Source organism: Streptomyces sp. NPDC036815 (assembly GCF_055609205.1).
Map to the genome: position 1 here is coordinate 134,713 of NZ_JBVJPW010000001.1, position 23,199 is coordinate 157,911.

The following is a 23,199-nucleotide window of genomic DNA, read 5'->3' on the forward strand; positions in this document are numbered from 1 at the left end:
GTGGGTCCCCCATCGTCTCTGTTCATGCGGCGTATACCGCGGCCTCACTTTACGGCGTGGGCCCGAGCCGTCGAGGCGTCCCCCGGCCGTCTAAGACGCAGAGATCGGCGGGTGGGTTGCCAGGCCGGGCGGGTGGGTGTTTCCGGGTGGGTGATGATGGAGGGGACAGGCACTCGCTGTCCGCAAAAGGCATCAAAAGTCCCGTCGGCGCAGGTGGCCGCGCGGGCACGCGTACGACTTGGAGAGGTCCCATGGCACCCCGCATCCTGCTGGCCCGGCACGGACAGACGGAATGGTCACTGTCCGGGAAGCACACCGGCAGGACCGACATCCCCCTCCTGGAGGAGGGCCGCCGCGGCGCCAAGCTCCTGGGCGAGCGGCTGCACCGCGCGCCCTACGACGGCCTCCCGGACGTCGAGGTGCGCACGAGCCCGCTCTCCCGCGCGCGGGAGACCTGTGAGATCGCCGGCTTCGGCGACCGCGCCACCACCTGGGACGCGCTCATGGAGTTCGACTACGGCGCGTACGACGGGATGACGCCCGCCGACATCCAGGCGGTCCGCCCCGGCTGGTTCATCTGGCGCGACGGCGTCCCCGAGGGCGAGACGCTGGCGCAGGTCGCCGCCCGCGCGGACGAGGTGGTCGAGTGGGCCAGGAGCGCCGACCGCGACGTGCTGGTCTTCGCGCACGGCCACATCCTGCGCGTCATCGGCGCCCGCTGGCTGGGGCTCGGCATCGAGTTCGCCGCCCGCGTCCGCCTCAACCCGACGTCCCTCTCGACCCTGGGCTGGGCCTACGGAGAGCCCGCCGTCGAGTCGTGGAACGAGACGGGACACCTGTTCTAACGGGACACCTGTTCTAGGGGAGATCGTCGTCGCCGCGTCTACACGGCGTGCGGAAGACAGGCGTGCCCCTCCAGGAACTCGCTCACCCCGGCGCTGCTGCGGTGCGGCAGGAGCACCCGCGCCGTCGTGGCCAGCATCGACTGGATGCGCGTCGACTGCACGTCGCCGAGGAGCGCGAGGACCCGGAGCCCCGCCGTCGCGGCCTCGTCGGGGTGGCCCGCGCGGGCCAGGTCGTCGGCGAGCTCGGCGGTGTAGAGGGCGATGTTCCGGGTGAAGTGCGGGGTCTGCGCGGCGGCGATGTCCGCGGCGCGGCGCGCGTGCCCGGCGGCCCGCGCCCACTCGCCGAGGGCCGACCAGCACTGCGCCTCGAGACCTGCGAGCTCGGCGGTGCCGAAGAAGGACATCCACTCCGGATCGGCCTCCGCGGCCCCGCGCTCGAAGAGCGCGTGGGCGCGCGCGAGCGCCTGCTCGCAGTTGGAGCGGTCGCCGAGCCCGGCCCACCCCCCGGCCTCCCGCAGCGCGATGAGCGAGAGCAGCCGGTGGGAGCCGAGCCGCCGGGCGGCCTGCGTGGCCGCCTGCGCGGCCCGCACCGACTCCCGGGGGCGCCCCGCGTCCCGCGCGAGGAAGGCCGTGTTGCAGAAGGCGTGCGCCTCCAGGGCGGCGTTCGAGCAGACCCGGGCGGTCGCGAGGGCCTCGGCGTAGTGCGAGCGGGCGTCGTCGAAGCGGCCCGAGTCGTGGGCCAGCCAGCCCACGGAGATGGCCAGCTCACCGGCGCCCGCGTACAGCCGGTCGGAGGTGGACTGCCGGGTGGTGGTCCCCGCGTCGAGCAGGGTGTAGGCGGTGCGCAGGGGCGCGGCCGCCCGCCGGTAGAGCCCGGCGGCGCCGTGCCGGTCGTCGAGCAGCCTGATCTTGCGGACGGCCGCCTCGACCGCCCCGGCCTCGGCGTCGCCCACCCTGCGCCCGCGCAGGGCGGCCGCCTCTGCCGGGCCGCCCAGGGTGAGCCCGATGGGCCCGAGGGCGGCGGCCACGGTGGCCGTGGAGCCGGTCATGAATGCGCGACGCTGCACGTCGCTCCCCTCGTGGGTCTGGACCGCGTACGGATCGCAGGCGCGGGGGTCGGACCCGGACGGATGGGACGCGTACAAGTGGATCGTGGTCGGTGGCGGGTGGACGGCGGTCGGTGGCCGGCTCGTGGTGCCGGTCTCGCTCGCGCTGTGGACCGCGGGCGCGTCGGATTCGGCGCGCCCGCCCCTTCCGCGCACCAGGGCGCGGGGGGCGAAGCCCAGGTCCGTCAGCGTCCGGCCCGGGAACATGTGCAGGAACACCCGTTCGTAGGCGTAGTTGGGGCAGCGGATCTCGCCCGCCTCCACCCGTCCGACGTAGCGGGCGTCGCAGCAGACCCGCTCGCCGATCTCGCGCGCGGCCCGCCGCACCGCCGCGGCGAACTCGCCCGGCGAGCGCTGTCCGCGGAGTCTGCGGAAGGCAAGGTTGGGTCGTGGGGACTGAGTTGACGATGCCATCGGTGAGGACGCCATGGCCGGACCCTCTCGTGCGGATCGTGCCGGACTGTGCCCACGCTCGCGCACCGGGGCCCGCGTCCGCACGCTGGTTCCGGCGGAGCTGCCCCTGTTCCGGCAGGGCACGAACGTACCCGCTGTGACGGGGTCACCACGCCCGGTTCGTCTGCAAACCGGATATCTCACCCCCGATCTGCCATGAACTGCCATCCTTTGCGGCGGCGTGCCGCAGTGCCTGTTGACGCCGCCGCGCGTTGAACCACGAGGAGCGGGAGCCAGGCGGAGCCCGCACTGGCGAGGAGGGGTCCCCTTGTTGGAGATCGGCACGGCGAACAGCGACTCCCGTACGAAGAGCGGCGCACACCCGGCACCGGCGCACGACGCGTCCCCGGCATCCCTGACGACCGCACGGCACCGGCCCACCCAGGACAGCAGCGCCCCGCCCGGCCCCGCCCCCTGCGACGACGAGTGCTGCGACCTCGTCACCGTCCCGGCCAGACAGGGCCTCGAAGCGGTCGACATCCTGCGCCGGGGCGCGGGCGACACCGTCGGGCCCGTCCTGCACGACGGGAGCTGCGACACCCTCGGCTTCCTGGTGCCGCCCGGCACCGCCGACGGCTGGGACCTGCCGGGCAGCGCCTGCACCCAGACCTTCGGACGCGGCCTGAGCGTGTACGCGGAGCCGGTGCCGGGCCCCGGCGGCCCCGTCGTCCCCGCCCCCCCGGTCGCGGGCACCGGCTGGCTGCTCCCGCCGGACGGCGAGACGGACCCGGTCACCGACCCGGCCGTCCTGCGGGCCGCGCTCGGCCAGGCCGCCCGCACCATCGAGGCCGCCGACAACTGCCGCTGAGCACCCCGCGCCCCCTGCCGCCGGGCCGCCGGGACCGCGTCGGCCGATAATGGCCGGATGGCAAGGAACAAGCGGTCGCGGGAAGCGCGGGAGGCCGTCGTCGAGAACGTCGACGGCGGACTCGCCGAGCTCATGCCCGACCGGGACAGACCGCGCGCGTGGACCCTGCTCGTGGACGGCGCCCCGCAGTCGCACGTCGACCTCGACGACCCCGCACACCTCGCCTTCGAGTACCAGCGCAGGCTCGGCCACGTCGCCGACCTCGTCGCCCCGCCCGGCAAACCGGTCCACGCCCTGCACCTCGGCGGCGGCGCCTTCACCCTCGCCCGCTACATAGCCGTGACCCGCCCCCGCTCCACCCAGCAGGTCGTCGAGCGCGACGCCGCGCTCGTCCGGCTCGTCCGCCGCGAACTGCCGCTCGACCCCCAGGCCCGCATACGGGTGCGCGGCACCGACGCCCGCGAGGGCCTCGCCAAGATCGCCGACGGCTGGGCGGACCTCGTCGTCGCCGACGTCTTCAGCGGGGCACGCACCCCCGCGCACCTCACCAGCACGGAATTCCTCACCGACGTACGCAGGGTGCTGCGGCCCGGCGGGTTCTACGCCGCCAACCTCGCCGACGGCCCGCCCCTCGCGCACCTGCGCGGACAGATAGCCACCGCCGCCGCGCTCTTCCCCGAACTCGCCCTCGTCGCCGATCCGGCGGTGCTGCGCGGCAAGCGCTTCGGCAACGCCGTACTGCTCGGCTGCGAGCGGGCGCTGCCCGTCGCCGAGCTGACCCGCCGCTGCGCGGGCGACCCGCACCCCGGCAGGGTCGAACACGGCCGGGGGCTCACGGACTTCAGCGGCGGGGCCGCGGCGGTCACGGACGCCGGCGCGGTCGCCTCGCCCGCACCGCCGCCTTCGGTCTTCCGCTGACGGCGGCCCGGCCCGTACGCATCAGTACGTGTCGACGTCCACCCGCGGCGCCGTGTCGTGCCAGGTGCAGAAGACCGAGACGTGGGCCGCGCCCCCGGTGAACTCCACCCGGATCCACTTGTCCTGCTTCCACGTCTGCACCGACCAGCCCGCCGCCGGAGTCGCCGAGACGAGCGTCGCGGAGTCCTTGGAGAGGTCGAAGACGACCCGCCCGCCATCGGTGTTGTAGCTCTTCACCGTGCCGGTGCTGGAACTCGTGGGCGGGGGCGAGGTGGGCTTGTCGGCGTGTTTCCTGGAGGGTTCGGGCGATTTCGGCGATCCCGAGGACTTGTGCGGCTTCGGGGACTTCGAGGGCTTTTCGGTGGGTGCGGACGATGGGCGGTGCGTCGAGGAGGCGAGCGGATCCGCGCGGCCCGCACCGCCGTCGTCGCCCGCGAGCGGCAGGGCGCGCGGCGGGTCGTAGGCGGTGCCCGCCATCACCGTGTGGACGCCCCACCAGGACAGCGTGACCGCCGCGCCGGTGGCGAACGACCACGCGATCGTGTGTACGAGACCTCTGTGCATCGCGGGCCATACTGCACCACGTCCCGTGCGTCTGTCCCGTGGCGCATCCGTGCCCCGGGCCGGTGGGCGGGGGCGTCCCAGGGAGGACCGCGTTCCGCCGTATGGCGTACGGTGCCGCCCATGGCAAGTGTGCTCGTCGTCGAGGATGACCAGTTCGTACGCTCCGCCCTCATCCGGCATCTGACCGAGGCATCGCACACCGTGCGCAGCGTCGGCACCGCCCTGGAGGCGCTGCGGGAGGTCGCCCATTTCCGTTTCGACGTGGTGATCCTGGATCTCGGCCTGCCCGACCTCGACGGGTCGGAGGCGCTGAAGATGCTGCGCGGCATCACGGACGTACCGGTGATCATCGCGACCGCCCGGGACGACGAGACGGAGATCGTGCGCCTCCTGAACGACGGCGCGGACGACTACCTCATCAAGCCGTTCTCCGTGGAACACCTCTCGGCGCGCATGGCCGCCGTGCTGCGCCGCGCGCGCGTCCCCGCGGGCGAGGGGCCGCCGAGCGATGTCCTCCAGGTCGGTGGGCTCTCCATCGACCCGCTGCGGCGCCAGGCGGAACTGGACGGCGGACGGCTCGACCTGACCCGCCGCGAGTTCGACCTGCTCGCCTTCCTCGCCGGGCGGCCCGGCGTCGTCGTCCCGCGCAAGGAGCTGCTCGCCGAGGTCTGGCAGCAGAGTTACGGCGACGACCAGACCATCGACGTACATCTCTCGTGGCTGCGGCGGAAGTTGGGCGAGACGGCCGCCCGTCCGCGCTACCTCCACACCCTGCGCGGCGTCGGCGTGAAGCTGGAGCCGCCGCTGCCGGAGCCACCGCTGTGAGATGGGCCCTCGTCAAGGTGTGCCTGGCCGTCACGACGATGGTCGTGGTCGCCTTCGCGGTGCCGCTCGGCCTCGTCGTCAAGGAGATGGCCAGGGACCGGGCCGTCTCCAACGCGGAACGGCACGGCGCGGGCATGGGCCCCACGCTCTCCATCACCACCGACCGCGGTGAGCTCAACCGGGCCGTCGCCTCGTCCGAGGCGGGCGGCGAGGGCCGGATGGCCGTGTACGTACCGGCCGTCGACGGCGCCCCCGCCTTCGAGGTCGGCGACCCGAGGGCCGAGGCACGGGCCGTCGAGGCGACCCGCAAGGAGGGCCGCGCCAGGACCACCGAGGTCCCCGGCGGCTTCGTGGTCCTCCAGCCGACCGCGCTCAGTTCCGGCACGGCCGTCGTGGAGATCTACGTGCCCGAGGCCGAGGTCAGCAACGGCGTGACCACGGCGTGGCTGGTGCTCGCGGGCGTCGGCATCGCGCTCGTCATCGGCTCGGTGGCGGTCGCGGACCGGCTCGGCGTCCGCATGGTCCAGCCCGCCAAGCGCCTGGTGGGCGCCGCGCACGACCTCGGCGAGGGCAAGCTGGGGGCGCGGGTGCCGGAGGAGGGTCCGACCGAACTGCGCCTGGCCGCGGTGGCCTTCAACTCGATGGCCGACCAGGTGGTCCAACTCCTCGCCAACGAGCGGGAGCTGGCGGCCGACCTCTCCCACCGGCTGCGTACGCCGCTGACCGTCCTGCGGCTGAACGCGGCCTCGCTCGGCGATGGACCCGCGGCCGAACAGACCCGCACCGCGGTCGAGACGCTGGAGCGCGAGGTCGACACGATCATCCGCACCGCGCGCGACGCCAAACCGCAGACGGCGACGGTCGGCCCCGGCACCGGCTGCGACGCGGCCGAGGTGATCAGGGAGCGGATGGCCTTCTGGTCGGCGCTCGCCGAGGACGAGGGGCGCGAGGTCCGGGTGGCGGGCGTCGACCGCCCGGTCCGGATCCCCGTGGCCCGCCCCGAACTGGTCGCCGCGCTGGACGCGTTGCTCGGCAACGTCTTCCGGCACACGGGCGAAGGCACCGCCTTCTCGGTGGACCTGCACAGCGGCGAGGACGCGGTGATCGTCCTGGTCTCCGACGCGGGGGCCGGCATCGCCGACCCCGAGGCCGCGCTGGCCCGGGGCACGGGCTCCGGGCAGGACGGCTCGACGGGCCTCGGCCTCGACATCGTGCGCCGCCTCGCCGAGTCGACGGGCGGCGACGTGCGCGTCGGCAGCTCGGTCCTCGGCGGTACGGAGGTCCGCATCTGGATCCAGCTGGACGCGCGCCGGCCGGGGGAGGGGCGGCGGGGGCACCGCGGAGCCGCGGTACGCCGTCGCAGGCGCACGGCCACCCCGGGCTGAGCCTCGGGAGTCCGGCTCAGCGCCCGGCCCCCAGGTCCAGGGTCCACCACGGTCCGCCGGAGCCGCGCACGACGCCGACGCCCGCGTCCCGGTAGCGGCAGGTGAGGACCACGGCCCGGTGGGACGGGCTGCGCAGCCACATTCCGACGGCGGCGTGCGGGGTGGCGGGACCGGCCGCGATGACCTCGCCGGCCTGCCGGGGGCGGTAGCCCGCGGCCCGCATCCGGTCGATCGGCCGGCTGCCGTTCGCGCCGGTGTGGGTGAGGCGCGCGCGGTCGGACATGTCGGCGCTGTGCCGCCGCGCGGACCGGACGAGCGCGGGCCGCTGCCGCAGGGCAGGACACCCCGCCGCGGCCCGACGCCGGTTCACCTCGTCGATCACGTCGGCGGACGGGCCGGGGCGGTACGGAGGCCGCCAGGAGGGGAGCTGCCACCGGGGGATCCGCCAGTCCGGGGTGCGGGTGAGGGGCGGCGGTCCGCCGGGCGGGGGCGGCGCGGCCCAGGCGGCGGGCGGGCAGGCCAGCAGCGTCACGAGGAGAACGAATCCTCGGGCGCCCCGGCCGAACGTCCTTCTGCGCGTTCCGGTCATGTTCCCTTTCCCTTTCTCACCTGGCGTCACATGCCGTGAGCCGTGCGTACGACGGGCCGGATCTTTAACCGGTCCCGATCCCTTCCTTAAGCGCACCCTAAGATCCCCAACCCGGGCCCCACATGGCCGTTTTGTCGTCCCCGGCGCGGCTAGCGTGCTGCCGTACCCCCACGCGACACCCACCCCCACGCAACACCCACCCCCACCCCCGTACAGCTAAGGCAGGCACGCGATGAGCAGCACGCACCGGCGCACGGTGAGCACCCGTTCCAAGGTCATAGGGGGGCTCGTCGCCGCGTCGCTCGTCGGCGGCGGGGCCTTCCTCTTCTCCGGGACGGCCCTCGCGACCAAGGCCCCGGCCCCGGCGAAGAAGGCCCCCGCCGCCCAGGCCGCCGCCAGGTTCGCCCCCTTCGTGGACACCTCCCTCGCCCCCGCCTACGACCTCGTGGACACCGCCACGAAGACCGGCGTCAAGGAGTTCAACCTCGCCTTCATCACCTCCGGCGGCAGCTGCGAGCCCCTCTGGGGCGGCACCGGGGCCCTCGGTGACGACAAGGTGGCCTCGCAGATCGGCGCCCTGCGCGCCAAGGGCGGCGACGTCCGCGTCTCGTTCGGCGGCGCGGCGGGCTCCGAGCTGGGCCTGAAGTGCGACAGCGCCGCCTCGCTCGCCACGGCGTACGGCAAGGTCGTCGACGCGTACAAGCTGACGAAGGTCGACTTCGACATCGAGGGCGCCGCCCTGCCGGACACCGCGGCCAACACCCGGCGCGCCCAGGCGATCGCCCGGCTCCAGAAGCAACACCCCGGCCTGGATGTCTCGTTCACGCTGCCCGTGATGCCGGAGGGCCTGACCCGGCCCGGTGTCGACCTGCTCGCCAACGCGAGGAAGAACGGCGTCAAGACCTCCACCGTCAACATCATGGCCATGGACTACGGCCCCTCCTACAGCGGTGACATGGGAACGTACGCCGAGCAGGCCGCCACCGCCACGCAGAAGCAGGTCAAGAGCGCGCTCGGCCTCTCCGACGCGGCCGCGTGGAAGGCCGTCGCCGTCACGCCGATGATCGGCGTCAACGACGTCGCGGCCGAGGTCTTCACGGTCGAGGACGCCGGACAGCTGGTGAGGTTCGCCGGGAAGAAGGGGCTCGGCGGCCTCTCGATGTGGTCCTCGACCCGCGACAGGGCCTGCCCCGGCGGCGCCGCCAACTCCGCGCAGCCGACGTGCAGTTCGATCGAGCAGACGCCGCTGGCGTTCACCAAGGCCTTCGCGGCCTTCAAGTAGCCGCCTCTCCCCGCGCGCCCCGGCCGGAACCCCCCACCCGGCCGGGGCGCCGTCCGTGCCGTCGACGCCCGCCACTCCTGGGCGTAGTCGTTGAAGATCTGCCGCAGGTGGTGGCCGATCTTCAGGTAGTCCAGGTCGTCGAGGTTGGCGAGCGAGACCCGCACCGACCACTGCGGGCCCTCGAAACCGCCGCCGTTGAGCAGCACCACACCCGTCTGCTCGGCGAGCCGGAACAGCGGGTCGATGGGCTCGTAGGTCTTCTCCAGGTAGGCCGCGAACTCCGCGCCGAACTCCAGCTCCGCCTCGGCGAGCAGGTCGAGTTCGATGTAGTACGCGGCCCGCTCGTCGTCGTCGCTGATCTTCATCCGGACGCCTTCGAGGAGCAGGTCGAGCCGCTGGCGCACGATCGCCCGGATCTTCTCCTTGTAGGCCTGGCCCTCCTCCAGCATGTCGAAGAGGGAGAACAGGACCATCATCATCTGCTGCGGCAGCGAGTGCCCCGCCGTGTGGTTGAGGGCCACCTGCCGCGAGTCGGCCACCAGGCGGTCGATGAACCTGATCTTCTCGGGTTCCAGGGTCAGCGTCCCGTACCGCTTGTCGAGCCGGTCCTTCTCCGCCCGGGGCAGCGCGGCGATCATCTCGTCGAGGACGTTGTCGTCGTGGAGCCCGATGACGCCGAGCCGCCAGCCCGTGCAGCCGTAGTGCTTGGAGTACGAGTACACGAGCAGGGTGTTGCGCGGCAGGTCGGCGGCGATGGAGCGGAAGCCCGGCACGAACGTGCCGTACACGTCGTCCGTGACGATGACGAGGTTCGGGTTGTCCTCGGCGACGATGGACTTGATCTGGTCCACGACCCGCTGACTCAGCGCGAGCGAGGGCGGGTTGGAGGGGTTGACCAGGCAGAGCAGCTTGATGTCCGGGTCGGCGAGCTTGGCGACCTCCTCCTGCGGATAGCGCCACTCGCGCACGCCCGTTTCGACGAACTTGTTCGCCTCGATGTACGTGACGTCGAACTCGTACGTGTCGAGCTCGGGAATCTCGATGTACGGCGTGAACACCGGCACCATCAGGGCGATCCTGTCGCCCTTCCTCAACAGGCCGTTCTTCATGAGGGAGTCGAAGATGTAGCACATGGCGGCCGTGCCGCCCTCCGTCGCGAACAGCGACAGATTGCCGGGCGGCGGCTTCTTGTCGAACATCTCGTCCGCGAGGTAGCCGCGGATGATCTGCTCCGTGTGGGTCAGGATCCGGTCCGGTACGGGGTAGTTGTCGCCGATCGAGCTGTCCGTGAGCTCGTGGACGAAGGCGTCCTTGTCGAAGCCGAAGCGTTCCACGGCGTGCGCGACGCACTTTTCGAGGAGCTCGATGCCGGGCAGGTCGGGGTGGCGGCGCACGAACGTGTCGAACCGCTCGCCGGAGCCCGCCGGTTCGGGCATGCCGCCCAGGTTGTCGGCGGTCCAGACCCGGCGCGACTCCGAGAGCGCGAAGTAGCCGAGCGCGTGGAACGCCTCGCGCGGGCCGGTCGCGACCCAGTTCGGGTTGCCCCGGCCCGCGTTGAGCATCTGGACCGACGACGTGCCCTTCTGCCCCGGCTGGTCGGCCTGCGCCCGCTGGGCCAGGTCGATGAAGACGTTCTTGAGCTCGAAGGGGGAGAGCTGGGAGTACTCGTGGATCTGCTCGCGGGAGATGCTGCTCTTGGGCACGGTGCTTCCTTACGTTGCGGAACCTGCGCGTCGGCGGTGTCGGCGGTGTCTGGGGCGTCTGTGGTGTCTGTGGTGTCAGTGGTGGAGGAGCACGATGACGGCGCCCCAGATCGTCAGGAGGACGTTGGAGACGGCATAGGGGATCGTGTAACCGAGCGTCGGCACCTGTGACTTGGACTGCTCGTTGATCGCACCGATCGCCGCGGTGGTGGTCTGGCCGCCCGCCAGGACGCCCATCAGGACCGGGAAGCGGATCTTCTGGACGTGGTGGCCGACGAGGAAGCCGACGACGAGCGGCACCACGGTGGCGACGGCGCCGAACACGAGCAGCCCCCACCCGGCCGTCGACAGGCCGCTCGTGAAGCTCGGCCCGGCGTTGATGCCGACGACCGCCACGAACAGGCAGAGCCCGAGCGTGTCCATGAACCACTGGGCGCCGGGCGGGACGTTCCCGAACGTCGGGTACTTGCCGCGGATCCAGCCGAAGACCAGGCCCATGATGAGCGCGCCGCCGGACGTGGAGAGCGAGATCGGCACGCCGCCCGCGGTCAGCGCGGGGATGCCGACGCAGCCACCGAGGAAGATGCCGAGCCCCACCCAGACCATGTCGGTGGCGAACGAGGTCGGCACCGGCGTGCCGATCTCCCGGCCCGCCGGGTCCACGAGCCGCTCGGGACCGGCGAGGATCAGGGTGTCGCCCCGCTCCAGCTTCGTGGAGAGCCGGTAGGGGAACGCGGAGCCGGAGCGGAAGACCTTGTCGACGTAGACGCCGACCATGAAGGGCGAGGCGCGCAACTCGCCGATGGTGCGTCCCAGTTGAGCCTTCTGTGAGACGACGACGTGCAGGGACTCGGTCTGGTAGCCGAGCAGCTCGACGTCGTCGGCCTCGCCGCCGATGTGGGTCCGCGCGTCGTAGGTGACCAGGTCGCCGCGGATCGCGCTCAGTGCCACGACGTCGCCCGCGCGCAGCACGGTGCCCTGGTCGTGCGGCAGGATCTCGCCGTCCCGTCGCACCCCCGTGAGGTAGAGGCGGCGGCCCAGCTGCTTCTGCTGGTTCTCGAAGTCGTCGACGGTGCGGCCCACGATGTCGGGCCGCTCGACACGGTAGGCGCGCAGGACCACCTCGTAGTACCCCTCGCTCAGGTCGGGGTTGTCGGTGGGGGCGTCCAACTCCTTGGCCAGCGCGGCCGATTCGGCGGCCAGGTCCCTCCGGTACAGCTTGGGCAGGACGTTCGCGAGGAGCATCGCGCAGAGGATCGTGCCGAGCGGATAACAGACCGCGTACCCGATGGCGACGAGGTTCTCCTCCTTCCTGACCTCTCCGGAGGACAGTCCCGGCAGGTTCCCGATGGCGTCCTGCGCGACACCGATCACGGCGGACTGGGTGAGCGCGCCGCCGAGCAGCCCCGCCGACAGGCCGGGCCCGTAGCCGAGCAGGGCCGCGAAGCCCCAGCAGACGAGGAGGCCCGTCACACAGACGACCACGGCGTTGACGACCTGGGGCAGGCCGTCCTTCTTGAGGCCGCGGAAGAACTGCGGGCCGACCTTGTAGCCGAGGGCGAACAGGAACATCGTGAAGAAGAGGTTCTTCACCGTCCCGTCGATCGTCACCTCGAACTGCGCGCCGAGCAGCAGCCCCGCGATCAGGCAGCCGGTGACGGCACCGAGCGCGATGGCCTTGTAGCGGAGCCTGCCGAAGAGGAAGCCGAGGGCCACGGTGATGAAGACCAGCAGCTCCGGGTGGGGCTGGAAGATGTTGCGGTCGAGGAAGTCGATCACGGCTCACGCTCCCAGGACGCCGACGAGGACCGGCCCGGTCAGGGGCAGCAGGAAGTTCGAGAGGGCGTACGTGATCGTGTAGCCGAGCATCGGCACGGAGCTCTGGGCCGTCTGGGTGACGGAGGTGATCGCGGGGGTCGAGCACTGCTGGCCCGCGATGGCGCCGATGAGCAGCGGCTTCTCGATCTTCAGGAGCCTGCTGCCGACGATCAGGGAGATCGTCGCGGGGACGAGGACCATGGCGATCCCGGCGAACGGCAGCAGCGCCCCGTACTCCTTCAGGAGCGGCCAGGCCTGCGGTCCCGACACCAGCCCGGTGCAGGCGATGAAGACCGCGAGGCCCATGTCCTTGATGGTGCTCGCGGCCTGCGGCGGGAAGGCGCCGAAGGTCTGCTTGCGGGAGCGGAACCAGCCGAAGAGCAGCCCGGAGATCAGACAGCCGCCGCCGGTGCCGAGCGACATCGGGACGTCCCCGAACGTGACGACGACCTGCCCGAGCAGGGAGCCCGCCGCGATGCCGAGGCCCAGATAGACGAAGTCCGTGGCGTCGTTCTTCACGACGGCGCCGATCCTGTCGACCAGCTTGTTCAGGCCGGAGCGGGCGCCGACCAGGGTGAGCACGTCGCCGCGGTGCAGTGTCGTGTCGCCGGCCGCGGGCAGGTGCTGATCGCCGCGCAGCACGTCGGTGACGTACACGCCGTCCTTGATGAACTCGGGGTGCGCCTGCTGCAGCTGGTCGACGGTGCGGCCCTCCGTCTCCTTCTCGGTGACGGCGACCTGGCTGGTGGCGAGGGGCGTGTCGACGCCGGGGATGCCGGGGGTCTCGGGGCCGACGATGCGCCCCGCCTCGATGACGTTGGAGCGGCGGCCGACCATGAGGACCAGGTCGGAGAGGGTCAGCGCCAGGCCGGGTGACGGTGTGAGGAGCTTGCTGCCGCGCTTGACGGCCTCGACGGTGACCCGGCCGTCGAGCTCGCTCTCCAGGTCGCCGACGGTCCTGCCGTCGGCCTCCGTCACCAGGAAGGTGCGCCCGACCGTGCCGGGCAGCGCCTCGCGCTCGTCGTCCTCCAGACCACCGCCCCCGCGCATCCTGTCCCACAGCTCGCGCGAGGCGTCCCGGAGATTGATGCGAAGCAGCATCGGCATGATCTGGCTGGTGTAGATCACGATGGTGATCAGGCCGAAGAGGTAGCAGACGGTGTACGCCGTGGCGACGTGCCCCTGGTACTCGGAGACCTGCGCCGGGGTGAGGCCGCTCAGCTTGCCGATGGACTCGGTGGCCGTGCCCACCACCGCGGATTCGGTGGCGGCGCCCGCCAGGATGCCCGAGGCGGTGCCGACGTCCAGGTCGAAGGCCTTGGCCAGGCCGAACGCGATGGCCAGGACGCAGACCAGCTCGATCCCGCAGAGCGCGAAGAAGCGCAGGCTCCCGCGGTTGAGGTTGGCGAAGAACTGCGGTCCCGCCATGTAGCCGAGGGCGAAGATGAAGAGCGCGAAGAAGGTCGTCTTGACGTCGTCGGCGACGGTGACCTTCGCCCAGGCGCCGAGAAGCAGGGAGACGATCAGGGTGCCGCAGATGCCGCCGAGGACGATGGGCCCGACGCGGACCTTGCCCACCAGGTAGCCGAGGGCGAGGCAGAGGAAGAGCGCGAGCTCAGGGTGATCGCGGAGAACGCCCACGGGCGCTCACCACGCCAGTTCTGGTGCGGAATGTCCAATATTTCGCATACCCGCAACGTAAGGAGCCGAGTGGGGGCGTGCCACTCGGCTCCGTGCGCCCCGGCCGGGTTCCGTGTGTTCCGGTCGGGCTCCGTGCGCCGGACGAGCTCTGGAGGAGCTCCCCGCTCAGTCCAGGTCGGTGCTCGGGGGCAGCTCGCCGGACGCGACGACCTTCGCGTACCAGTGGGCGCTGGACTTCGGGGTGCGGGCCTGCGTGGCGTAGTCGACGTGGACCGCGCCGAAGCGCTTGCTGTAGCCGTACGCCCACTCGAAGTTGTCGAGCAGCGACCAGAGGTAGTACCCGCGCACGTCCGCGCCCTCCGCGACGGCCTCGCGCACCGCGGCGAGGTGGCCGTGCAGATAGCGGATGCGCTCGGGGTCGTGGACCGTGCCGCCCGCGTCGGGCTCGTCGTCGTAGGCCGCCCCGTTCTCCGTCACGTAGAGCGGAACCCCGGGGGCCTGAGCGGTGTACTCGAGGAGGAGGTCCTTCAGGCCGGTCGGGTCCACCGGCCAGTCCATGGCGGTGAGTTCACCGGGCGCCCGGTGGAAGGAGACGTGCTCGTCGGCGCCCGGCCAGGGGGAGTGGCTGCTCGCGCCATGACCGTCGGGGCGCGGCCGACCGGTGCCGTCGGCGGGGGCGGCCGACACGACGGAGGGGGCGTAGTAGTTGATGCCGAGGAAATCGAGCGGGTGGTGGGCGGTGCGCAGATCGTTGTCCAGGACGAACGACCAGTCCGTGATGCCCGAGGTGTCCGCGAGCAGATCGTCGTCGTACCTGCCGTGCAGCATGGGCCCGGTGAAGACCCGGTTGGCCAGCGCGTCGATCCGGCGCCGTGCGTCCTGGTCGGCGGCCGACGCGGTGAGCGGGCGCACCGCGCTGGGGTTGAGACTGACGCCGATCCGGGCGCGGCGCGGCAGCCCGTCGCGCAGCGCCTGTGCGCCCAGGCCGTGCGCGAGGTTGAGGTGGTGAGCCGCGCGCAGGGCGGCGGCGGGGTCGGTGCGGCCCGGGGCGTGCACCCCCGAGCCGTAGCCGAGGAAGGCGCTGCACCACGGCTCGTTGAGCGTCGACCACATCTCCACCCGGTCCCCGAGCGCCCCGGCGACGATCCCCGCGTACTCCGCGAAGCGGTAGGCGGTGTCCCGCTCCGGCCAGCCGCCGCCCGCCGCCGAGCCGCTGGGGAAGGCGTCCTCCAGTTCCTGCGGCAGGTCCCAGTGGTAGAGGGTCACCATCGGCTGGATACCGTGCGCGAGCAGTTCGTCGACGAGCGCGCGGTAGAAGTCCAGGCCGCGCTGGACGGCGGGCCCGCGCCCGGTGGGCTGCACCCGCGACCACGACACCGAGAAGCGGTAGGCGGACAGGCCCAGGTCCGCCATGAGCCGCACGTCGTCGCGCCACCGGTGGTAGTGGTCGACGGCGACGTCCCCGGTGTCGCCGCCGAGCACCTTGCCCGGCGTGTGGCTGAACGTGTCCCAGATGGAGGGCGTGCGGCCGTCCTCCCGCACGGCCCCCTCGATCTGGTACGCGGCGGTCGCGGCGCCCCACAGGAAGCCGGGCGGGAAGGTGGCGTTCGCGGAGGTCGGATTCGCGGAGGTCAGAGACATAGGAGCGCTCCCATGAGTCGTGCGGAAAGGGGGAGTTGACGAGTCGGCCGGGCGGGGGAGCGGGTTCAGCCCTTGACCGCGCCCTGCATGATCCCGCCCACGATCTGCTTGCCGAACAGCACGAACGCGAGCAGCAGCGGCAGCGTGCCGAGCAGTGCGCCCGCCATGATCACGGACTGGTCGGGGATGGTGCCGCGGCCGAGCCCGGCGAGGGCCACCTGCACGGTCGGCTCACCCTCCTGGGTCAGGGCGATGATCGGCCAGAAGAAGTCGTTCCACGCCATGACGAAGGTGAGCATGGCGAGGACCGCCATCGCGGGCCGCGCGGCCGGGAAGACCACGTGCCAGATCACGCGCCAGCTGCTCGCACCGTCCATCCGGGCCGCTTCGATCAGTTCGGTGGGCAGCGCCTCCGAGAGGTACTGCCGCATGAAGAACACCCCGAAGGCGCTGACCAGGGTGGGCAGGATGACGGACTGCAGCTGGTCGGTCCAGCCGAGGTCCGCCACGACCATGAACAGCGGAACGACGCTGAGCTGGGGCGGCACCATCATCGTGCCGATCACGAGCAGCAGCAGGAGGCCACGGAAGCGGAAGCGGAGCTTGGCGAAGGCGAAGCCCGCGAGGGTCGAGAAGAGCACGGTGCCGACGGTGATGGAGCCGGCCACCACCAGTGTGTTGAGGAGGGCCGTGCCCATGTTGGCGTCGGTCCAGGCGATCTCCAGGTTCTTGAAGAGGTTGCCGCCGAACCAGAAGGGAGGAGGGGTCTCGGCGAGCCGCGTGTTGTTGCGCGAGGCCGCGATCGCCGTCCACACCAGCGGAAAGAGCGAGCCGACGGTGAACAGGATCAGCACGGCGTAGGTCACCTTGCCGCCGTGCAGCTGGCGCCCGGCGCCGCGCTTGCCCGTGCGGCCCGTGCCCCGCGTGTGCCCGGTGCCCTTCGCGGCCGGCTCGCGGGACCCGGTGGACAGAGTGGTGGTCACGTCATCCCCTCACGTGCTCGTGCGGAGCCGGCGGCTGATGGCCCAGTTGACGAGGCCGATCAGCACGAGAATCAGGAACATCGTCCAGGCGATCGCCGAGGACCGGCCCAGGTGCTGGTTGAACCAGCCCTGCTCGTAGAGGTAGAGGCCGAGCGTCTGGAACTGGTGGTCGGAGCCGCCGGTGGGGCTCGCGCCCTGGCTGAACAGCAGCGGCTCACCGAAGAGCTGGGTCGCCCCGATCGTCGAGACGACACAGGTGAACAGGATCGTCGGCCGCAACGAAGGGATCGTGACGTGCCGGAACTGCTGCCAGCGGCTCGCGCCGTCCAGCGCCGCCGACTCGTACAGATCGTGCGAGATGGCCTGCATCGCGGCCAGATAGATGAGCGCGTTGTACCCCGTCCACCGCCAGATCACGATGGAGGAGACGGCGAACTGCGCGGTCCAGTCGCCGTTCTGCCAGTCGACCGCGTCGATGCCGACGAGGCCGAGCCCCCAGTTGATCATTCCGTGGTCGGTGCGGCTGAACATCAGCACGAAGACCAGCGTCGCCGCGGCCACCGACGTGGCGTACGGCGTGAGGATCGCGACCCGGAAGAACATCGAGCCGCGCAGCCGGTAGTTGAGGAGGTGGGCCAGTCCCAGCGCCATCAGGAGCTGGGGGACGGTCGAGAGGAGACCGATGGTGAAGGTGTTGCGCAGCGCGTGCCAGAAGAACTCGTCGTCCCAGAGCCGGGTGAAGTTGCGCAGCCCCACCCACTCCATGTCGGTGGGCGCGCCGAGCTCCACGCGGTGCAGCGAGGCCCATCCCGTGTAGAGCAGCGGGAAGAGCCCGAAGGCGAGGAAGAAGAGGAAGAAGGGGGCGACGAGGGCGTAGGGACTCCACTTGACGTCCCAGCGGTAGCGGCGGCTGCGCCGCGCCCGGCGGCGCTCATCGGTGGGGTCCGCGGACCGGGTGGTCGCCCCGGCGCGGGGGGCCGCGCCCTCCTCTCCCGGGGAGGGCACGGCGGTGGTGGCGTCGCTCGTCATCCCGGTCACTGGTCCAAAGCGTTGTCGATCGTCTTCACGGCCTTGTCCCAGGCCTTGTCGGGAGCGGTTCCCTTCTGGTCGACGCCGAGCATCCCGGTGTCGGCCAGGTACTGGGAGATGATTCCGTCCTTGGGGCCGATGGGCTGGACCGGCACGCCCTCGGCGGCCTTGGAGAAGATCTGTCCCACGGGTGCGTTGCCGAAGTAGGGGTTCTTGGCGTCCTTCACCTCGGGCAGGTCGTACGCGGCGTCGGCGCTCGGGAAACTGGCCCGCTCGTCGAAGAGCGTGGCGAGCTGCTTGGGCTCGGTCAGCCAGGCGACGAGTTCGGCCGCCTCCTCCTTGTTCTTGCCCGCCTCGGGGACGGTGAGGAAGGAGCCGCCCCAGTTGCCGGGCCTGGGGGAGGGGGCGACGTCCCACTTGTCCTTGCCCTTGTCGCCCGCCTTGTCCTTGATGTAGCCGAGCATCCAGGGCGGGCAGGTGAGGGTGGCGAAGGAGCCGTTGGAGATGGCCTGGTCCCAACTGGGCTGGAACTGCTGGAGCTTGGCGGTCAGACCGGCCTCGGCGAACTCGGCCGCGAGGTCCCAGCCCTCCTTCACCGCGGGGCTGTCCTTGTAGACCAGCTCCCCGTCCTTGTCGTAGAACTTCTCCTTGCCCGAGGCGTGCACGGCCGCCATCACGCCCGTCGCGCCGTCCACGAACGAGGTGCCGTCGGGGGCCTTGGCCTGGTAACGCTTGCCCGCAGCGAGGTACTTGTCCCAGTCACCGGCCCAGAGCCTGCCGACTTCCTCGCGGTCGGTCGGCAGTCCGGCCTTCTTGAAGAGGTCCTTGCGGTAGCAGATGCCGGTCGGTCCGATGTCGGTGCCGAGCCCGATGGTCCTGCCGTCCTTGGCGGTGCCCTGCTGCCACTTCCAGTCCAGGAAGTCGTTCTTGTCGACGCCGCCGGCCTTGCCGAGGTCCATCAGCTTGCCGGAGTGCGTGGTGGTCAGTTCGGCGATGTTGCCGACCTCGACGGCCTGGATGTCGGAGAGACCGCTGCCGCTGCTGAGGTGGGTGAGCAGCGCGGGCCAGTAGTTCTCGTTGCGCTGCACGGAGTTCTGCTTGATCCTGATGTCCGGGTGGAGCTTCTCGTACTCCTTGTAGAGACCGGCCTCCTGGAGGCCGAAGGCACCGAAGACGCCGATCGTGAGCGTCGTCCTGCCCTTGCCGCCTCCGCCACCGCCGCCCGAGGAGCCTCCAGGCTCATCGCCGTCGTCGGCGCAGCCGGCCAGCAGTCCGGCGGCGAGGGCGGTGACGGCCGCGATGACGGTCACCTTGCGGTACGTACGGATCCTGTGGCGCATGACGTCCTCCTCATGCCCTGACGTGCCGACCGCCCTCGGTCAACCGGGTGGCCGCGACGGCGAGTTGGCGCTGTCGGACGCGGGCGGGGAACGTGCGGGTCGTGTAAGAGCCAGGTACGGTGGGAGCGCTCCCATGTGTGATGTCTTGAAGAGTCGCGGCTCTCCGCGGGGGTGTCAAGGCGACGGACGCCAAGAGTTGAAGGCAGTCGGCGGGCGGTGCCGGGGGGCGGGCCCGGCCCGGCGGCCGGCCGCGGACCGGCTGTTACATTCGCGTCGTTGGGAGGCACAGATGGGGACTGGTCAGCCCAGGGGTCGGAGCGGGGGGCGGCCCACGCTCGAGGAGGTCGCGGCCCGCGCGGGAGTCGGCCGGGGCACCGTGTCCCGGGTGATCAACGGCTCGCCGCGGGTGAGCGAACGCACCCGGGCTGCGGTCGAGGAGGCGGTGGCCGAGCTCGGCTATGTTCCGAACACGGCGGCGCGCGCGCTCGCCGCCAACCGCACGGACTCGATCGCCGTCGTCGTACCCGAGCCGGAGTCGCGCTTCTTCGCCGAGCCGTACTTCTCGGACATCATCCACGGCGTGGGCCAGGCCCTCGCCGACACCGACATGCAGCTCCTGCTCACCTTCGCGGGCGGCGACCGGGAGCGCAGGCGGCTCGCCCAGTACCTGGCCGCGCACCGCGTGGACGGCGTCCTGCTCGTCTCCGCGCACGCCGACGACCCGCTGCCCGACCTCCTTGAGCAGCTGGAGATCCCCGCGGTGATCAGCGGCCGCAGATCGGCGGACGAGACGCTGGCCTCGGTGGACTCGGACAACTTCGCGGGGGCGCGGGCGGCCGTCGACCACCTCGTGGCCCGCGGCCGCCGCACCATAGCGACGATCACGGGCCGCCTCGACGTGTACGGTGCCCAGCGCCGCCTGGACGGCTACCGGGACGCCCTGGAGCGCGCGGGACACCCGGCCGACCAGGCGCTGATCGCGCAGGGCGACTTCACCGAGGAGGGCGGCCGCCGCGCGATGGCCGAACTCCTGGAACGCGCCCCGGCCCTGGACGCGGTCTTCGCGGGCTCGGACGTGATGGCGGCGGGCGCCCGGCAGGTGCTGCGCGCGGCGGGCCGCCGCATACCGCAGGACGTGGCGCTGATCGGCTTCGACGACTCGGCGATCGCCCGCCACATGGACCCTCCGCTGACGAGCGTGCGGCAGCCGATCACGGAGATGGGCCGCGCGATGACGGAGCTCCTGCTCGCGGAGATCGCCTCGGTCGCGGAGGGCGGCGGCAGCGCCGGGGCCGGTCACGGGCGCCGTCCGCAGCTCGTGCTGCCCACCGAGCTGGTGGAGCGGGCGTCGTCCTGAGCCGCGGCGGACGGCGGCCGCGGTGACCCGTAGGTGAGCCCCCGACTCACGGTCGAGTCGGGGGCTGCGCGCTGCGACCGGGTTCAGCTGTTGTCGTTGGCGCAGGTGTTGTTGGAGTTCGGGTTCAGGAGACCGAGCAGGTTCACGCCGAGGCCGCAGGCGTTGACCGGGACCTTCACCGGCACCTGGATGTTGTCGCCGGAGAGGATGCCGGGGCTGTTGCCGGTCGTGGCGGTCGGCCCGTCGTCGGCCAGTGCCTGCCCGGCACCTCCCATGACGGTCAGACCGGACAGCAGCACGGCGGCGGTGAGAACACGGGCACGACGCATGGAGACCTCCAGTGGTTCGGGGACGCGTGCGAGTCCAACTCATCGCAGTTCCGGCCCTTTCGCGACCGCTGACGGCCATATGAACCAAAGTCCGTACGAGGGTGTGAGCGGGGCCGGACCGGTGCTGTCCGCTTCGTGGCCGGAAGCGTGTCGCGCGAGTTTTCGCCAGGTTTGTCAATCGGGTCGCGGTCATGAGCTGAATTGCCAAGATGACTGCTGTCCCGCCCGGCTCCGGTGAGGGTTGCCGGGCGGGCGCCGGTAGGCAGCGTCGTCCACGAAGGGAAAGTTCGATGGCGAACGAGCTCAAGTACGGCGACCAGATCCACCTGCAGAACGGCTACAACGGCTGGCAGGGCGGCTACCTCGACACCAACGGGCACAGCAGCGCCGCGGGCGGCAAGTACCAGGTGTCGACCGCCGACACACCCTCCCGCGGCAAGGGCACCGGCACCTGGGAGATCCTCTCCGCGTCCGGCAAGTCGACGGGCCAGCCCGTGGTCAGCGGTGACGTGGTGTACCTGCGCAACCAGTACGGCGGCGACGGCGGTTACCTCGACACCAACGGCCACGCGAGCGACGTGCAGAAGACCGCGGGCGCCAAGTTCGACGTGTCCACCTCCGAGGCCAGGGACCGCGCGACGGGCACCGGCCGCTGGCGGATCTTCGCCCGCACCTCCAGCCCGGCCGACCAGAACGTCCGGGCGGGCGACGTCGTCCACCTGTGGAACCTCTACGGCGACAACGGCGGCTTCCTGGAGACCAACAACACGACCACGGCCGTCGGCGGCAAGTACGACCTGTGCACCAACGCGTACTTCAACCGCAGCTCCGACGTCGGCGACTGGAAGATCCACAAGGCCCAGGGCTGATCCGGCCGGGCTGACCGGCACCGACCGGGAGGGCCGACCCGTTCGCGCGGGTCGGCCCTCGCGCGTTCCGGCGTCCGCAGTGGTCGCACACGGACCGCCGGGCGACTTCTCCAGTGGCGGGGCGGAAGAAGCGTGCATAGAACGGGAGACACGCTCACATGCGGGGCGAGGACGTCCCGCTGAAATGGAGAAGTGAAAATGGCCGCTGAGTCCTTCTCTGCCGCCGGGGATACGTCCGGGGCCGGCGAACCTCTGGTTTCGACGTCGCTTCACTGGGGCACCGCGCAGCTCGGCGCCCCACCCCATGCCGAGCCCACCCCGTGGCCGCAGACCGCCGACCACGACCCCGACCTCGCCCCTGGCCAGGACACCGCCCAGGACACCGGCCGGGAAACCGGCCGGGGCACCGGCCCCGGCGCGGCCCACGGCCCCGGTACCGCACCCCCGGAGCGCCCGCCGCACGACCCCGTCGACGGGCGCCCGGAACCGGCGGCCCGGGGCGACGAGGACGACGCGGTGGACGAGCTCATACGCGTCGCCGTGGTCTCCAGGCCGCTGGACGACGTCGTCGACCTCGTCACCCTCCTGGAGCAGTCGCCCGCCGACATGCCGACGGCCGCATCCGTCCTCCGGCTGGCGGCCGTGGCCCGCTCCGTCGACGACGTCACCCGCCTGGTCGAACTGCTCGGCCCGCCGGAACGTCCCGCCGGGCACATGGACGAGGCCATCCGGCACGCCGCCGAGGAACGGCCCATCCCGGAGGTGAGCCGCCTCGTACACCTGCTCTCCCGGCCGCCGCACGACCCGCACACCGGCGCCGAGGCCGTGCACGCCGCCGGCACGAGCAGGTCCGTCGAGGACCTGATGCAGCTGATCGGCAGCCTGCGGGACCACAAGGCCTCCGACAGCGTCGAGGCCAGGACCCCGGCCGTGCCCGCCGTACCGGCCGCGCCGCCCACCGGAACCGCCCGTCCCGCGCCCGCCCCGTCCGCCGCCGCGCGCGCCCAGGGCAGCACGCCGCTGGTGTGGGTCCGCAGGGTGGCGGGCCTCCTGCTCCTGCTCTGCGCGGCGGCCCATTTCCCGCTGCACTGGTCGGGCGCGCCGACCGTCGGGCTCTCCGCCGCGGTCGCCGTCTCGGTGATCTGCGCGGCGGCGGGCGTGGCCCTGTTCGTGAGCAGGTCACCGGTCGTGGCGGTGGCGAGCACCCTGGTGGCGGGGGCACTGACCGTCGGCCACCTCGTGGACGACCGGGTCCACTCCAGGACGCTCGCCTACGTCCTGCGGCCCGACGGCGTGGCGGCGCCGCTCCCGGCCCTGTCGGCGGTGGCCGCGACGCTGGCCGCGCTGCTGGTCGTGGCGCTCACGGTCGCGGGCCTGCGGGCCGCGGCGAACCGGGCACCGGGCACCGGCAACGGCCCGCCTGCCGCGTAGGCACGTAGCGCAGACACCGCGCGGATCCCGGGCAGGTCCGGGTTCCCGGGCACACGAAGAAGGGCCGGTCCGCTTTCGCGGACCGGCCCTTCTTCGATCAGGGTGAGTGACGGGACTTGAACCCGCGGCCACCTGGACCACAACCAGGTGCTCTACCAACTGAGCTACACCCACCATGTCCGGTCTTTTGTCGTTCTTCCGACCGGCCGAGAAAAAGTGTACAGGGTCCGAAGGGGTGCTCGCGCACACGTTTTCCGGACCCCGTACACGGGGCTGTCACCCG

At 71.9% G+C, this 23,199-nt stretch carries 19 protein-coding genes, 1 tRNA gene and 1 pseudogene; 9 read left to right on the plus strand and 12 right to left on the minus strand.

The window, feature by feature from the left end; genetic code table 11:
* Nucleotides 1-251: 251 nt before the first annotated feature.
* Entirely contained in the window at nt 252-845 is a 594-nt protein-coding gene (locus tag ACZ69I_RS00700) for a histidine phosphatase family protein (protein WP_467669723.1), read from the plus strand.
* Nucleotides 846-883: 38 nt separating this feature from the next.
* On the opposite strand, the gene ACZ69I_RS00705 is transcribed toward ACZ69I_RS00700, so the two are convergent.
* Nucleotides 884-2,380 carry a tetratricopeptide repeat protein gene (locus ACZ69I_RS00705; RefSeq protein WP_470829848.1) on the minus strand — a complete coding sequence of 499 codons (1,497 nt, stop codon included), beginning with the start codon at nt 2,378-2,380 and terminating at the stop codon, nt 884-886.
* Nucleotides 2,381-2,759: 379 nt separating this feature from the next.
* Here ACZ69I_RS00705 and ACZ69I_RS00710 point away from each other — a divergent pair, with 379 nt between their 5' ends.
* Nucleotides 2,760-3,212, plus strand: coding sequence for a hypothetical protein (locus ACZ69I_RS00710; protein ID WP_470830628.1), 453 nt, complete (start codon nt 2,760-2,762; stop codon nt 3,210-3,212).
* 57 nt (nt 3,213-3,269) lie between these two features.
* Nucleotides 3,270-4,130: a spermidine synthase gene (locus tag ACZ69I_RS00715; RefSeq protein ID WP_470829850.1), complete on the plus strand. Its 861-nt coding sequence runs from the start codon at nt 3,270-3,272 to the stop codon at nt 4,128-4,130.
* 21 nt (nt 4,131-4,151) lie between these two features.
* Here ACZ69I_RS00715 and ACZ69I_RS00720 read toward each other — a convergent pair whose 3' ends face one another.
* Nucleotides 4,152-4,694: a hypothetical protein gene (locus tag ACZ69I_RS00720; protein WP_470829851.1), complete on the minus strand. Its 543-nt coding sequence runs from the start codon at nt 4,692-4,694 to the stop codon at nt 4,152-4,154.
* Between the two features lie 120 nt (nt 4,695-4,814).
* On the opposite strand from ACZ69I_RS00720, the gene ACZ69I_RS00725 reads away from it, so the two are divergent.
* Both ACZ69I_RS00725 and ACZ69I_RS00730 read left to right on the plus strand, forming a co-directional pair.
* Nucleotides 4,815-5,519 (plus strand): response regulator transcription factor, encoded by a 705-nt coding sequence (locus tag ACZ69I_RS00725; protein ID WP_470829852.1) that lies wholly within the window; start codon nt 4,815-4,817, stop codon nt 5,517-5,519.
* The gene (locus tag ACZ69I_RS00730) at nt 5,516-6,904 is read left to right on the plus strand and encodes a sensor histidine kinase (protein WP_470829853.1); all 1,389 of its coding nucleotides are present in this window, start codon (nt 5,516-5,518) and stop codon (nt 6,902-6,904) included. Before ACZ69I_RS00725 ends, ACZ69I_RS00730 begins: the two co-directional genes overlap by 4 nt.
* 16 nt (nt 6,905-6,920) lie before the next feature.
* On the opposite strand, the gene ACZ69I_RS00735 is transcribed toward ACZ69I_RS00730, so the two are convergent.
* On the minus strand, nt 6,921-7,493 hold the full coding sequence (locus ACZ69I_RS00735; RefSeq protein ID WP_470829854.1) for a CAP domain-containing protein: 573 nt from the start codon (nt 7,491-7,493) through the stop codon (nt 6,921-6,923).
* A gap of 232 nt (nt 7,494-7,725) precedes the next feature.
* Between ACZ69I_RS00735 and ACZ69I_RS00740 the strand changes: the two genes are divergently transcribed.
* Nucleotides 7,726-8,775, plus strand: a complete 1,050-nt coding sequence (locus ACZ69I_RS00740) for a chitinase (protein ID WP_470829856.1) — start codon at nt 7,726-7,728, stop codon at nt 8,773-8,775.
* Between the two features lie 65 nt (nt 8,776-8,840).
* On the opposite strand, the pseudogene ACZ69I_RS00745 reads toward ACZ69I_RS00740, so the two are convergent.
* From ACZ69I_RS00745 to ACZ69I_RS00775, 7 genes and pseudogenes are all read right to left on the minus strand, one after another.
* Nucleotides 8,841-10,478: pseudogene (locus ACZ69I_RS00745) on the minus strand (bifunctional aspartate transaminase/aspartate 4-decarboxylase); the annotation flags it as partial.
* A gap of 75 nt (nt 10,479-10,553) precedes the next feature.
* Nucleotides 10,554-12,257: an aspartate-alanine antiporter gene (gene aspT / locus ACZ69I_RS00750; RefSeq protein WP_470829857.1), complete on the minus strand. Its 1,704-nt coding sequence runs from the start codon at nt 12,255-12,257 to the stop codon at nt 10,554-10,556.
* Between the two features lie 3 nt (nt 12,258-12,260).
* Nucleotides 12,261-13,937, minus strand: coding sequence for an aspartate-alanine antiporter (gene aspT / locus ACZ69I_RS00755; protein ID WP_467669704.1), 1,677 nt, complete (start codon nt 13,935-13,937; stop codon nt 12,261-12,263).
* Between the two features lie 165 nt (nt 13,938-14,102).
* Nucleotides 14,103-15,578, minus strand: a complete 1,476-nt coding sequence (locus ACZ69I_RS00760; protein ID WP_467669702.1) for a GH1 family beta-glucosidase — start codon at nt 15,576-15,578, stop codon at nt 14,103-14,105.
* Nucleotides 15,579-15,643: 65 nt separating this feature from the next.
* Nucleotides 15,644-16,459 (minus strand): carbohydrate ABC transporter permease, encoded by an 816-nt coding sequence (locus ACZ69I_RS00765; RefSeq protein WP_470830629.1) that lies wholly within the window; start codon nt 16,457-16,459, stop codon nt 15,644-15,646.
* A 111-nt stretch (nt 16,460-16,570) separates the two neighbouring features.
* Nucleotides 16,571-17,590: a carbohydrate ABC transporter permease gene (locus ACZ69I_RS00770; RefSeq protein WP_470830630.1), complete on the minus strand. Its 1,020-nt coding sequence runs from the start codon at nt 17,588-17,590 to the stop codon at nt 16,571-16,573.
* A 5-nt stretch (nt 17,591-17,595) separates the two neighbouring features.
* Entirely contained in the window at nt 17,596-18,930 is a 1,335-nt protein-coding gene (locus ACZ69I_RS00775; protein WP_470829859.1) for an ABC transporter substrate-binding protein, read from the minus strand.
* A 289-nt stretch (nt 18,931-19,219) separates the two neighbouring features.
* Here ACZ69I_RS00775 and ACZ69I_RS00780 point away from each other — a divergent pair, with 289 nt between their 5' ends.
* Nucleotides 19,220-20,287, plus strand: coding sequence for a LacI family DNA-binding transcriptional regulator (locus tag ACZ69I_RS00780; RefSeq protein WP_470829861.1), 1,068 nt, complete (start codon nt 19,220-19,222; stop codon nt 20,285-20,287).
* An 83-nt stretch (nt 20,288-20,370) separates the two neighbouring features.
* Here the strand turns inward: ACZ69I_RS00780 and ACZ69I_RS00785 are convergent, their stop codons facing one another.
* Nucleotides 20,371-20,616: a chaplin gene (locus ACZ69I_RS00785; RefSeq protein ID WP_467669694.1), complete on the minus strand. Its 246-nt coding sequence runs from the start codon at nt 20,614-20,616 to the stop codon at nt 20,371-20,373.
* Between the two features lie 290 nt (nt 20,617-20,906).
* On the opposite strand from ACZ69I_RS00785, the gene ACZ69I_RS00790 reads away from it, so the two are divergent.
* The gene (locus tag ACZ69I_RS00790) at nt 20,907-21,485 is read left to right on the plus strand and encodes a hypothetical protein (RefSeq protein ID WP_467669692.1); all 579 of its coding nucleotides are present in this window, start codon (nt 20,907-20,909) and stop codon (nt 21,483-21,485) included.
* Nucleotides 21,486-21,683: 198 nt separating this feature from the next.
* Complete coding sequence (locus ACZ69I_RS00795) at nt 21,684-22,916, plus strand: hypothetical protein (RefSeq protein ID WP_470829863.1); 1,233 nt, start codon at nt 21,684-21,686, stop codon at nt 22,914-22,916.
* Between the two features lie 101 nt (nt 22,917-23,017).
* On the opposite strand, the gene ACZ69I_RS00800 is transcribed toward ACZ69I_RS00795, so the two are convergent.
* Nucleotides 23,018-23,090, minus strand: a tRNA-His gene (locus tag ACZ69I_RS00800).
* Nucleotides 23,091-23,199: the final 109 nt, after the last annotated feature.

What these genes read in the sequence shown, in the direction of transcription:
- ACZ69I_RS00715 (WP_470829850.1), top strand. Translation starts at nt 3,270, where the DNA reads ATGGCAAGGAACAAGCGGTCGCGGGAAGCGCGGGAGGCCGTCGTCGAG.
- ACZ69I_RS00740 (WP_470829856.1), top strand. Translation starts at nt 7,726, where the DNA reads ATGAGCAGCACGCACCGGCGCACGGTGAGCACCCGTTCCAAGGTCATA.
- ACZ69I_RS00780 (WP_470829861.1), top strand. Translation starts at nt 19,220, where the DNA reads ATGGGGACTGGTCAGCCCAGGGGTCGGAGCGGGGGGCGGCCCACGCTC.
- ACZ69I_RS00725 (WP_470829852.1), top strand. Translation starts at nt 4,815, where the DNA reads ATGGCAAGTGTGCTCGTCGTCGAGGATGACCAGTTCGTACGCTCCGCC.
- ACZ69I_RS00735 (WP_470829854.1), bottom strand. Translation starts at nt 7,493, where the DNA reads ATGACCGGAACGCGCAGAAGGACGTTCGGCCGGGGCGCCCGAGGATTC.
- ACZ69I_RS00720 (WP_470829851.1), bottom strand. Translation starts at nt 4,694, where the DNA reads ATGCACAGAGGTCTCGTACACACGATCGCGTGGTCGTTCGCCACCGGC.
- ACZ69I_RS00705 (WP_470829848.1), bottom strand. Translation starts at nt 2,380, where the DNA reads ATGGCGTCCTCACCGATGGCATCGTCAACTCAGTCCCCACGACCCAAC.
- ACZ69I_RS00770 (WP_470830630.1), bottom strand. Translation starts at nt 17,590, where the DNA reads ATGACGAGCGACGCCACCACCGCCGTGCCCTCCCCGGGAGAGGAGGGC.
- ACZ69I_RS00790 (WP_467669692.1), top strand. Translation starts at nt 20,907, where the DNA reads ATGGCGAACGAGCTCAAGTACGGCGACCAGATCCACCTGCAGAACGGC.
- ACZ69I_RS00775 (WP_470829859.1), bottom strand. Translation starts at nt 18,930, where the DNA reads ATGCGCCACAGGATCCGTACGTACCGCAAGGTGACCGTCATCGCGGCC.
- ACZ69I_RS00700 (WP_467669723.1), top strand. Translation starts at nt 252, where the DNA reads ATGGCACCCCGCATCCTGCTGGCCCGGCACGGACAGACGGAATGGTCA.
- ACZ69I_RS00795 (WP_470829863.1), top strand. Translation starts at nt 21,684, where the DNA reads ATGGCCGCTGAGTCCTTCTCTGCCGCCGGGGATACGTCCGGGGCCGGC.
- ACZ69I_RS00760 (WP_467669702.1), bottom strand. Translation starts at nt 15,578, where the DNA reads ATGTCTCTGACCTCCGCGAATCCGACCTCCGCGAACGCCACCTTCCCG.
- ACZ69I_RS00785 (WP_467669694.1), bottom strand. Translation starts at nt 20,616, where the DNA reads ATGCGTCGTGCCCGTGTTCTCACCGCCGCCGTGCTGCTGTCCGGTCTG.